The following is an 11,577-nucleotide window of genomic DNA, read 5'->3' on the forward strand; positions in this document are numbered from 1 at the left end:
CAAGCCGCCGAACCCAGTGGACCTCCCCAAATCAGATGGGCTTCCAATATGTATAATTTTCCCCGGACAGCCCTGCCTCAAGGGGGGAGATAGGCAGTTCTACCGCCGCGCCCATTTCTCATCGTTCAATATTGGCGAAAACCGTCATGACAGCCAATCTCCCCCCTTGAGGGGGAGATGTCCGGCAGGACAGAGGGGGGCGTGCCCCGCCAAACCTCTCGGAAGCCTGCGCCTGCAATGACCACCAACCCCATCCTCACCATAACCAACCTCTCCGTCTCCGTGCGCGGCGAGGAGGGCTCCCGCGAGGTCGTCTCAAACCTCTCCCTGGCGCTGTCGCGCGGCGAAACGCTCTGCATCGCCGGCGAGTCCGGCTCCGGCAAATCGATGACGGCGCTGGCGATCATGCAATTGCTGCCGCAGCCCGCGGCGCGCATCTCCGCCGGCTCGATTCATCTGGCCGACACCGACCTCACCACACTCGACGAACGCCGGATGCGCCATATTCGCGGCGATCGCATCGCCATGATCTTCCAGGAACCGATGACCTCGCTCAATCCGGTTCTGTCGATCGGCCGCCAGCTCACCGAATCCATCGAGGCGCATACCAGCCTGTCGCCTGCGCAAGCCCGCCGGCGCGCCATCGAGGCGCTGAAGGCGGTGCGCATTTCGGAAGCCGAAAGCCGGCTAAGGCAATTTCCGCACGAGCTGTCCGGCGGCATGCGCCAGCGCGTGATGATCGCCATGGCGCTGGCGCTGGAACCCGACGTGCTGATCGCCGACGAGCCGACGACGGCGCTCGACGTCACCGTGCAGGGCGAGGTGCTGGAATTGCTGCGCGACCTGCAGAAGAAGCACGGCACCAGCGTCATTCTCATCACCCACGACATGGGCGTGGTCGCCGAGATGGCCGACCGCGTCATCATCATGCGCCACGGCCGCATGGTCGAGGAAGGCAAGACATCGGATATTTTCGCCAGGCCGCAAGCCGATTATACGCGCGAGCTGCTCGCCGCCGTGCCGCGCATCGGCAGTGGCGTCGGCCGGCAGGCATCGAAAGAGATTGCCGAAGCCGCAATGCCGGCCAATGTCGCCGATGTAAAAGACCTCCACGTCCGCTTCGACCTGCATGGCGGCGTTTTCGGCCGGGTCACCGCCAGAGTTCACGCCGTCGAGGGCGTCAGCTTTTCGATCGCGCCCAACGAAACGCTGGCGCTGGTCGGCGAATCCGGCTGCGGCAAGTCGACCACCGCCAAGGCGCTGGCCGGGCTGGTGCCGTATAGCGGCGCCATCGTCGTCGGCGGCCGCAATCTGTCCGGTCTCGGCCGCGACGAGCGCAAGGCGGTGCGCCGCGACGTGCAGATGATCTTCCAGGACCCCTTCGCCTCGCTCGACCCGCGCATGCGCGTCGGCGACCTCGTCGCCGAGCCGCTGCTGATCCACGGCATCGCCTCGAAGCAGGAGCGCCGCGAGCGTGTGGCGGCCTTGTTCGACCGTGTCGGCCTGTCATCGGATCAGATGGAGCATTATCCGCACGAGTTTTCCGGTGGCCAGCGCCAGCGCGTCTGCATCGCCCGCGCCCTGGCGCTGCGGCCAAAACTGATCATCGCCGACGAAAGCGTCTCGGCGCTCGACGTTTCCGTGCAGGCGCGCGTGCTCGACTTGTTGAAGGAGTTGCAGCGCGAATCCGGCGTCGCCTATCTCTTCATTTCGCACGACATGGCCGTCGTCGAGAACATCTCCGACCGCGTCGCCGTCATGTATCTCGGCCAGATCGTCGAGATGGGCACGCGCGACCAGGTTTTTTCAAACCCGCGCCACCCCTACACCAGGCGCCTGATCGAAGCCGTGCCGGTGCCCGATCCCACGCGGCGCAGGAGCCGTTTCGCCCGGCTCGACCAGGAAATCCCCAGCGCCACGCGCAGGATCGGCGAGGCGCCGCTGAAACTGGCGCTGAGCGATGCCGGCGACGGCCATCTCGTCGCCGCCGAGGGCTGAAGGCGCTTACTGCCTCCTGAAAACGCTTCATAGCCGTGCCCGCATGGGCGGTTCACATGTTCGTGTCTCTTCCCCGGCTTCCGGCTGGGGGAATGCTATCGGCCGGATCGGCACGGGCTCGCCGGCATGAAATCCGCGGCCGCCTCTTGCCCTTCCGCCTCATTTTCCTAATGTTCCATTGTGCGTGCGGATGACGATCGTAGGGGGCGGACGGATTCATCCACACTGGGAGGAAGTAAACTCATGAAGCTATGCCATGTCGTTTCCGCCGCGCTCCTCGCGGCCACCACTGTTCCGGCTTCGGCCGCCGAGATTTCCGACGGGAAAGTCAAGATCGGCATCCTCAACGACCAATCCGGCGTCTATGCCGATTTCGGCGGCAAATGGTCGGTCGAAGCAGCCAAGATGGCGGTCGAGGATTTCGGCGGCAAGGTGCAGGGCGCGCCGGTCGAGATCATCAGCGCCGACCATCAGAACAAGCCCGATATCGCCTCCAACATCGCCCGCCAGTGGTATGACACCGAGCAGGTCGACGCCATCATGGAGCTGACGACCTCTTCTGTCGCGCTCGCCGTGCAAGGGATTTCCAAGGAAAAGAAGAAGATCGACATCGTCACCGGGGCGGCGACCACCGACCTCACCGGCAAGCAATGCTCGCCCTACGGTTTCCACTGGGCCTATGACACCCACTCGCAGGCGGTGGGAACCGGCGGCTCCCTCGTCCAGCAGGGCGGCGACAGCTGGTTCTTCGTCACCGTCGATTATGCCTTCGGCTATTCGCTGAAGGAGCAGACATCCAAGTTCGTCGAGAGCCATGGCGGCAAGGTGCTGGGCGAAGTGCGGTACCCCCTGGGATCGACCGACTATTCGTCCTTCCTGCTGCAGGCACAGTCGTCGGGCGCCAAGGTCATTGGGCTGGCCAATGCCGGCCTCGACACCTCCAATTCCATCAAGCAGGCGGCCGAATTCGGCATCGTCCAGGGCGGCCAGCGCCTGGCAGCGCTTCTGTTCACGCTGGCCGAGGTGCATGGGCTCGGCCTGCAGGCCGCGCAAGGCGTCGTGCTGACCGAGGGCTACTACTGGGACCGCGACGACAAGAGCCGCGAATTCGGGCAGCGCTTCTTCAAGCGCACCAACCGCATGCCCAACATGATCCAGGCCGCGACCTATTCGGCTGTGACGCAATATTTGAAGGCGATCGACAAGGCCGGCACCGACGAGACCGAAGCGGTCGCCAAGCAGCTCCATTCGCTGCCCGTCGACGACGCCGTCATCACCGGCGGCAAGGTGCAGGCCGACGGCAACATGGTGCACGACATGTATCTCTACCAGGTCAAGGCGCCGAGCGAGAGCACCAAGGATTGGGACTACTACAAGTATCTCGCCACCATTCCCGGCAAGGAGGCTTTCCTGAGCGAAAAGGACAGCGGCTGCGCGACGGCGGCCCAGTGACCGGCGCGGCCATGGCGCCGCCCGACCTGACCGACAAAGAACCGCGGGTGGTGCTTTCCGCCCGCGGCTTGCGGCGTGACTTTGCCGGCTTCGTCGCCGTCAAAAATGTCGACCTCGATGTCCGCCATCGCAACATCCACGCCTTGATCGGACCCAACGGCGCCGGCAAGACCACCGTCTTCAACCTGCTGACAAAATTCCTGGCGCCGACCAGCGGCAGGATCGAGCTGCTCGGCCAGGACATCACCCGCACGCCGCCGGCCAGGGTGGCGCGGATGGGGCTGGTGCGCTCGTTCCAGATATCGGCGATCTTTCCGCATCTCAGCGTGCTCGACAATGTGCGCGTCGCGTTGCAGCGCCCGGCCGGGCTCGGCGTCCAGTTCTGGCGTTCGCTGGCCGCACTCGACCGGTTGACGCCGCGCGCCATGGAGCTGCTGCGTTCCGTCGGTCTCGACGATGCCAGGAACAGGCTGGCCAGCGATCTCTCCTACGGCCGCAAGCGCGTGCTCGAGATCGCCACGACGCTGGCGCTGGATCCGAAAGTGCTGTTGCTCGACGAGCCGATGGCCGGCATGGGGCACGAGGACGTCGCCACGGTTTCCGCCCTCATCCGTTCGGTGGCCAAGGACCGCGCCATCCTCATGGTCGAGCACAATCTGACCGTGGTGGCCGATCTCTGCGACTGGATAACGGTCATGCAGCGCGGCGAGGTGCTTGCCGCCGGCGACTACGCTACCGTCAGCCGCGACGAGCGCGTCAAGGTTGCCTATATGGGCACCGCCGATGACTAGCGCTTCGCCCCTGCTTGCGGTCAGCGGCCTCAACGCCTGGTATGGCGAAGGCCATGCGCTGCACGGCGTCGACCTGGATGTGTTTGCCGGCGAGACGGTGACGCTGCTCGGCCGCAACGGCGTAGGCAAGACGACGACGCTGCGCGCCATCATGGGCCTGATCCGCCGGCGAACCGGGAAAGTCATCTTCGATGGCGCCGACTTGATGCGGCTGCCGCTGCACCGCACCGCCCATCAAGGCATCGGCTTCGTGCCGGAGGAACGCGGCATCTTCTCGACCCTGACCGTCGACGAGAACCTGGTGCTGCCACCGGTCGTCGCCAAGGGCGGTATGAGCGTCGAGGAAATCTTCGATCTCTTTCCCAATCTGAAGGAACGGCGCAACAGTCCCGGCACGCGGCTGTCGGGCGGCGAACAGCAGATGCTGGCGATCGCGCGCATGCTGCGCACCGGCGTCAAGATGCTGCTCCTGGACGAGCCGACCGAGGGCCTCGCACCTGTCATCGTGCAGCGCATCGGCGAGCTCTTGGTGACGTTGAAGAAGCGCGGCATGACCATCCTGCTGGTCGAGCAGAATTTCCGCTTCGCCAGCCGTGTCGCCGACCGTTTCTACTTGATGGAACATGGCAAGGTCGTGGCCGGGTTTCCCACCGGTGAACTGGCGGACCGCATGACGCTGCTCCACGAAATACTGGGTGTATGATGGCGCCATGACGATGATCTTCGGCATCCCCGTCCAGGCATTGCTCGGCCAGTTGCTGGTCGGGCTGATCAACGGCTCCTTCTACGCCATGCTGAGCCTCGGCCTGGCCGTGATCTTCGGCCTGCTGCGCGTCATCAATTTCGCCCATGGCGCCCAATACATGCTGGGCGCTTTCACAGGCTATCTGCTGCTCACTTATCTCGGCATCGGCTATTGGCCGGCGCTGATCCTGGCGCCGCTGATCGTCGGCCTGTTCGGCGTCGTCGTCGAACGCCTGGCGCTGTCCAGGCTCTACGACACTGATCCGCTCTACGGCCTGCTCTTCACCTTCGGCCTCGCGCTCGTGCTCGAAGGCATCTTCCGCTACTATTACGGCGTGTCGGGAAACCCCTACGCCGTGCCGCCGCTGCTTGCCGGCGGCACCAATCTTGGCTTCATGTTCCTGCCCAATTATCGCGGCTGGGTCGTCGTCGCCTCGGCGATCGTCTGCTTCGGAACCTGGGCGCTGATCGAGAAGACCAGGCTCGGCTCCTACCTGCGCGCCGCAACCGAGAATCCCCGCCTCGTCCAGGCCTTCGGCGTCAACGTGCCGTTGCTTTTGACCCTCACCTATGGCCTCGGCTCCGCCCTTGCCGGGCTGGCCGGCATACTGGCGGCACCCGTCTACCAGGTCAGCCCGTTGATGGGGTCGGACCTCATCATCGTCGTCTTCGCGGTGGTCGTGGTCGGCGGCATGGGTTCGATCCTCGGCGCCATCGTCACCGGCTACATGCTCGGCCTCGCCGAAGGCCTGACCAAGGTCTTCTACCCCGAGGCCTCCAACCTCGTCGTCTTCGTCATCATGGCGATCGTGCTCCTGGTCCGGCCGGCCGGCCTGTTCGGAAGGGATGCCTGACATGGCGGAAGGCACATCCGACATGGCTGACCTCACACTTCGCGAGACATCGGCCAAACCCTCGGCATGGCTCGAATGGACGATTGTTGCGCTCGGCATACTGGCGCTGCTGGCAGCCCCCTTCTTCGTCTACCCGATCTTCCTGATGAAGATGCTGTGCTTCGCGCTGTTTGCCTGCGCCTTCAATCTCCTGCTCGGCTACACCGGGCTGCTGTCCTTCGGCCACGCCACCTTCTTCGGCGGCGCCGCCTATTTCACCGCGCACGCCGTCAAGGTCTGGGGCTGGCCGCCCGAAGCCGCCATCCTGCTCGGCATGGCGGGCGCGGCACTGCTCGGCCTCGTCATGGGCTTCTTCGCCATTCGCCGGCAAGGCATCTATTTCGCCATGATCACGCTGGCGCTGTCGCAGATGTTCTTCTTCTTTTGCGTCCAGGCGCCGTTCACGCAAGGCGAGGACGGCATCCAGGGCGTGCCGCGCGGCATGCTCTTCGGCGTCCTCGACCTGAACGTCTCGATGAACATGTATTATTTCGTGCTTGCCGTGGTCCTCCTCGGCGTCTTCGCCATCTGGCGCATCGTCAATTCGCCCTTCGGCATGATCCTGCGCTCGATCCGCGAAAACGAGAACCGCGCCATTTCGCTGGGCTATTCCGTAGCCAGCTACAAACTCGGCGCCTTCGTCATGTCGGCGGCGTTGGCCGGGCTCGCAGGCTCGCTCAAGGCGATCGTCTTCCAGTTCGCCACCCTCACCGACGTCACCTGGCAGATGTCGGGCGAGGTGATCCTGATGACGCTTCTCGGCGGCATCGGCACCATGGTCGGCCCGATCATAGGCGCCAGCCTCGTCGTCGGCCTGGAAAACACGCTGGCCACGTCAGGTTTCCCGGTGACGATCGCCACCGGGCTGATCTTCATGGTCTGCGTGCTGGTGTTCCGGCGCGGGATTGTGGGGGAGGTTTACGCGCGGCTTTTCAATCGCGTAGGCAAGGGCTGATCGTTTCGGCACTCGGTTGGACGACTATCCGTTTTTCTGGACGCGCTTTTCGAGTTCGGCCGTGCGTGCGCTCAAATCATCGAGTTCAGACCCCTGAGAGTCGAGGAAGGCGGCCGATCCGTTGTTTGGATCGGCGGCAAGACGGTGCGCCTCCCGCAGATGGTGCTTCAGCCAGGCGCGCTGTTCGCGCTGCAGCGTGCGTTCGGCGCCATGTTCGCGCTGCATCAGCGTGTTGTAGGCCGCGTTCAGCCTTACATCGAACTTGTCGATCTCGATCTCCCGGCAATCCAGCATCGCCTCGGTTGCGTGGCGTTGCGACAGCTGTTCGGCGTGTTCGCGCCTCTATCCCCCATAACACCCCCGCTCCACCGCCAGCCGCCTCACCAGCGCCAGCACCCCATCGATAGCCGGCGTCGGCTTGCCCGTCAGCCGCCCAAGCTCTTGCACCGCGCCCACCAGCGCGTCGATTTCCATTGGGCGGCCTCGTTCCAGGTCTTGCAGCATCGAGGTCTTGTGTTCGCCGACATCGCCGGCGCCCTTGATGCGGCGGTCGACGTCGATGGGGAAGCGGACGCCGAGGCTTTCGCCGATCGCCTGCGCTTCCAGCATCATGGCGCGGGCGAGCGCGCGGGTGCCTTGGTCGGCGACGATGGCGGCCAGCGTCGAGCCGGTCAGCGCCGAGATCGGGTTGAAGGAGAGGTTGCCCCACAGTTTTACCCAGATTTCGCTTCTGATGTCGTCGCGCACCGGCGCCTGCAGGCCGGCCTTGACCATCTCGCCGGCGAGCAGCGTCACCCGCTCGCTCTTCTCGCCGGAGGGCTCGCCGAGCGAGAAGCGCCTGCCTTCGACATGGCGGATCAGGCCTGGCGCATCGACTTCGACGGCGGGATAGACGACTGAGCCGATGACGCGCCGCGGGCCGAGCCGGTCCCAGACCGTGCCGCCGGGGTCGACCTGATGCAGCCTGGTGCCTTCGAGCGCGTCGCCGGCCTTGTAGAAATACCACCAGGGAACGCCGTTCTGCATGGTGACGACGGATGTGTGGTCCCCAAGCAGCGGTGCGATCTGGTCGAGCGCCGGCGCCACGGAATGCGCCTTCAGCGCCAGCACGACATAGTCCTGCGCGCCAAGCTCTTCCGCCTTGGCGGCGGCGCTGACCGGGGCGGTCGTTTCCTGCCCGTCCTCGATCAGGCGCAGGCCATGTTCCTTGATCGCTTCGAGATGGGCGCCGCGGGCGACGATCGACAGATCGGTGCGACCGGCGATCGCCAGCTTGGCGGCGAGATAACCGCCGATGGCGCCAGCGCCGAAAATGGTGATCTTCATCCTAGTGAGCCTTTGATTCCATGCGTGTCGTTATCTGGGACACTTCCAAGCGACATGCATTAGAGCCCGAGCTTGGCGGCGAGCCCGATGCGCTGCAGCTTGCCGGTCGCGCCCTTCGGGATCTCGTCCAGGATCAGCACCTTGCGCGGCACCTTGAAATCGGCGAGCCGCGTCGCGGCGTGGGCGCGGATATCGCTCTCGGTGGCACTCATGCCTTCGCGCAGCACCACCGCCGCCGCCACCTCCTCGCCAAGCTTGTCATGCGGCATGGCGAAGGTGACCACTTGCGCCACAGCCGGATGGTCCATCAGCACATCGTCGACCTCGAGCGGCGAGATTTTTTCGCCGCCGCGGTTGATGATCTCCTTCAACCGCCCGGTGACCCTGAGATATCCGTCCTCGTCGAGCACGCCCTGGTCGCCGGTGTGGAACCAGCCATGCGCGAAGGCCGTGGCGTTGGCGTCCGGGTTCTTCTCGTAGCCTGACGTCACATTGGGTCCGCGAATGACGATCTCGCCCGTCTCGCCCGGTTCGAGCAGCCGGCCGTCCGGTGCCATCACAGCCACCTCCGGCCCGGCCGATGCGCCGACACTGCCCGGCTTGCGCAGGCCCGGCGGCAGCCGGTTCGAGGCCATCTGGTGCGCGGCCTCGGTCATCCCATAGGATTCGATGACCGGGCAGCCGAAGGTCGTTTCGAGTTCGGCCATCACCTGCGCCGGCAGCGACGCCGAAGACGAGCGGATGAAGCGCAGCCTAGCCGCCGCCAGCACGTCTTCATTGCGCGCCGCGCGCGGCAGGATCGCCTGATGCATGGTCGGCACCGCCGTGTACCAGCTTGGTTTCGCGTCGCCCAGCCACTGGAAGAAGCGCAGCGCGTTGAAGCCCGGCGTGCAATAAATGCTGCCGCCCGATGCAAGCGACGACAGCACCGCCGCGATCAACCCATGGATGTGGAACAGCGGCATGATGTTGAGACAGCGATCACTGGCCGTCAGGCCGAGCGTCGCGCCGATATGGCGGGCGGAGGCCGCGACATTGGCATGGCTGAGCGGCACCAGCTTGGGCCGCGACGTCGTGCCCGACGTGTGCAGCAACAGCGCGATATCGTCGTCCCCAGCCATGGCGGGCGCCGCCAGCGAGCCGACCACCGCCCCCTCGATGGTGAAGCTGCCGGCCGTCGCATCAGGCGGCACGATGAGCCGCAGCACGCCGATGCCGAGGCGCTCGGCCACCGTCACGGCCGGACCGGCCTCGGCCTCCGCGACGAGGATCGCCTTGGCGCCGATATCGGTCAGATAGAAATCGAGTTCGTCGGCCCGGTAGGCGGGGTTGAGCGGTGCCGTCGAGGCTGTGGCCGCCACCGCGATGAAGGCCGTCGCCATCTCCGGCCCGTTCGGCAGCACGATCGCCACCCGGTCGCCCCGGCCGATGCCGAGCGCGTGGAGCTGAGTGGCGGTCGTCGCGATCAGCGCGCGCAAGCCGCCATGGGTCAGCGTGGGTCTGTCCGGCGCCAGGATGGCGGGGGCATCATCGGCGCCGGCGACGAGACGGCGGGAGAGGTCTGTGCGGTTTTGGGTCATGGCCACCGACTATGTTTCAAAGCTTGTGAAAGTCCAGCGGGGCAAATTTTCTACGTCCGCGCTGCCCCTCATTGCCCTGCCGGGCATTTCTCCCCGTAAAGGGGGCGAAAGAAGCTGGCCGCGACGTCGGTGACTAACTCTCTTCTCCCCGTTTACGGGGAGAAGGTGCCGGCAGGCGGATGAGGGGCAGCGCCAACGTCCCAGAACCAATCGCCACCGCGCCATCCCTCAATACCCCAGCGCCATCCCGTCCTTGCGCGGGTCCGACGCGCCGGTCAGCGTTCCCTTTTCCCAGTCGATCAGCACCGCCTGGCCGCCGCCGAGCGGATGGTGCGGCTCGGTGATGGCGTGGCCGCGCCGGCGCAGACCTTCGATCGCCTCGGTGGGCACGTTGCGCTCCGCCTCCACCATGCCGTCATTGAAGAACACCCGTGGCGCGTCCAGCGCCTGCTGCGGGTCCATGCCGAAGTCGATCATATTGGTGAGCAGATGAACATGGCCGAACGGCTGGTAGCCGCCGCCCATGACGCCGAACGGCATCACCACGCGGCCATTCCTCGTCGCCATGCCGGGCATGATCGTGTGCATCGGCCGCTTGCCGGGCGCGATGGCGTTGGGGTGCGCCGCGTCCAGCCGGAAGCTCGAGCCGCGGTTCTGCAGCACCACGCCGCTCTTCGGGCCGACAACGCCGCTGCCGAAGGAATAATAGGTCGAGTTGATGAAGGAGACCGCGTTGCGGTCGCGGTCGACGATCGAGATGTAGACCGTGTCGCTGCCGGGCAGCTGCATATCAGGCAAATGCGTCATGGCGCGCTCGCGGTCGATCTCGGCGCGCAGCTGGTCGGCATAGGCGGCCGACAGGAGCTGTTGCACCGGTACCGGGACATGGTCCTGGTCGCCGACGAAACGGTCGCGGTCGCGATAGGCCAGGCGTCCGGCCTCGATCTCCAGGTGCAGGCGCTCGGCGCCGTTGGGATCGAGCCCGCCAAGCTTGAAGCCCGACAGCACGTTCAGCATCAAAAGCGCCGTCAGCCCTTGGTTGTTCGGCGGCATCTGGTGGATCTCGTGGCCGCCATAGCTGACGCTCACCGGCGCCACATAGTCGCCCCTTGTCGCGGCGAAATCCTCATGCGAATGCAGCCCGCCCAATTCCTTGAGCCGGCGCACCATGTCGTCGGCGACAGTGCCTTCATAGAACCCGGCGCGGCCCTGTTTGGCGATGATGCGCAAGGTGGCGGCGAGTTCAGGCTGCCGGTGCACGTCGCCTGCTTTCGGCGCCTTGCCGCCCGGCAGGAAGATGCGGGCGGCATGCTCGTCGGCGGAAAGATCGGTTTCGGGTTCCGCCCAGTCGAAGGCGACGCGGTCGTGCACGACATAACCGTTCTCGGCATAGTGGATCGCCGGCGCCAGCACCTCGGCCAGGTTCTTGCTGCCATGATCCTCGAGCAGCCGGCACCAGGCGTCGATGGCGCCCGGCACGGTGACGGGATGCGGCCCTTGGAGCGGGATGCTATCGAAACCCTTTTCCAGATACCAGTCGACGGCCGCGGCTGCCGGCGCTCGGCCGGAACCGTTGAAAGCCAGCACCTCGTTTTGTCCCTTGGGGCAGTAGAGGACAAAGCAATCGCCGCCTATGCCGGTCGATTGCGGCTCGACCACGCCCTGCACGGCGGCGGCGCAGATGGCGGCATCCATGGCATTGCCGCCGGCGCGCAGCATCTCGATGGCCGCAAGTGTCGAGAGCGGATGCGATGTCGCGGCAATCGCTTCGGTGGCACGAACCGGCGAGCGGCCGGGAAACTGGAAATCACGCATTTTGGTCTGGATATCCCTAGGGT

The 11,577-nt window shown here is 65.4% G+C and carries 10 protein-coding genes; 6 read left to right on the forward strand and 4 right to left on the reverse strand.

Annotation, left to right across the window (positions count from 1 at the left end):
- Nucleotides 1–237 precede the first annotated feature (237 nt).
- From LB569_RS30505 to LB569_RS30530, 6 genes are all read left to right on the forward strand, one after another.
- Nucleotides 238–1,998, forward strand: coding sequence for an ABC transporter ATP-binding protein (locus tag LB569_RS30505; protein ID WP_224695233.1), 1,761 nt, complete (start codon nucleotides 238–240; stop codon nucleotides 1,996–1,998).
- Between the two features lie 243 nt (nucleotides 1,999–2,241).
- Nucleotides 2,242–3,450, forward strand: a complete 1,209-nt coding sequence (locus tag LB569_RS30510; RefSeq protein ID WP_140703342.1) for an ABC transporter substrate-binding protein — start codon at nucleotides 2,242–2,244, stop codon at nucleotides 3,448–3,450.
- A gap of 11 nt (nucleotides 3,451–3,461) precedes the next feature.
- Complete coding sequence (locus tag LB569_RS30515) at nucleotides 3,462–4,241, forward strand: ABC transporter ATP-binding protein (protein ID WP_224695255.1); 780 nt, start codon at nucleotides 3,462–3,464, stop codon at nucleotides 4,239–4,241.
- Nucleotides 4,234–4,944, forward strand: a complete 711-nt coding sequence (locus tag LB569_RS30520) for an ABC transporter ATP-binding protein (RefSeq protein WP_224695234.1) — start codon at nucleotides 4,234–4,236, stop codon at nucleotides 4,942–4,944. The genes LB569_RS30515 and LB569_RS30520 overlap by 8 nt, the downstream gene beginning before the upstream one ends.
- Before the next feature lie 7 nt (nucleotides 4,945–4,951).
- The gene (locus LB569_RS30525) at nucleotides 4,952–5,839 is read left to right on the forward strand and encodes a branched-chain amino acid ABC transporter permease (protein ID WP_224695235.1); all 888 of its coding nucleotides are present in this window, start codon (nucleotides 4,952–4,954) and stop codon (nucleotides 5,837–5,839) included.
- 22 nt (nucleotides 5,840–5,861) lie between these two features.
- On the forward strand, nucleotides 5,862–6,833 hold the full coding sequence (locus LB569_RS30530; protein ID WP_224695256.1) for a branched-chain amino acid ABC transporter permease: 972 nt from the start codon (nucleotides 5,862–5,864) through the stop codon (nucleotides 6,831–6,833).
- Between the two features lie 24 nt (nucleotides 6,834–6,857).
- Here LB569_RS30530 and LB569_RS30535 read toward each other — a convergent pair whose 3' ends face one another.
- The 4 genes from LB569_RS30535 to ggt form a co-directional block, all read right to left on the reverse strand.
- Entirely contained in the window at nucleotides 6,858–7,154 is a 297-nt protein-coding gene (locus tag LB569_RS30535) for a lysozyme inhibitor LprI family protein (RefSeq protein ID WP_411970265.1), read from the reverse strand.
- A gap of 21 nt (nucleotides 7,155–7,175) precedes the next feature.
- Entirely contained in the window at nucleotides 7,176–8,159 is a 984-nt protein-coding gene (locus tag LB569_RS30540) for a 2-dehydropantoate 2-reductase (protein WP_224695237.1), read from the reverse strand.
- Nucleotides 8,160–8,218: 59 nt separating this feature from the next.
- Complete coding sequence (locus tag LB569_RS30545) at nucleotides 8,219–9,739, reverse strand: acyl--CoA ligase (RefSeq protein ID WP_224695257.1); 1,521 nt, start codon at nucleotides 9,737–9,739, stop codon at nucleotides 8,219–8,221.
- A 228-nt stretch (nucleotides 9,740–9,967) separates the two neighbouring features.
- The gene (gene ggt / locus LB569_RS30550; protein WP_224695238.1) at nucleotides 9,968–11,554 is read right to left on the reverse strand and encodes a gamma-glutamyltransferase; all 1,587 of its coding nucleotides are present in this window, start codon (nucleotides 11,552–11,554) and stop codon (nucleotides 9,968–9,970) included.
- Between the last annotated feature and the right edge of the window lie 23 nt (nucleotides 11,555–11,577).

The sequence above is a fragment of the Mesorhizobium sp. BH1-1-4 genome, assembly GCF_020165665.1.
In the GTDB taxonomy this organism is placed as follows: domain Bacteria; phylum Pseudomonadota; class Alphaproteobacteria; order Rhizobiales; family Rhizobiaceae; genus Mesorhizobium.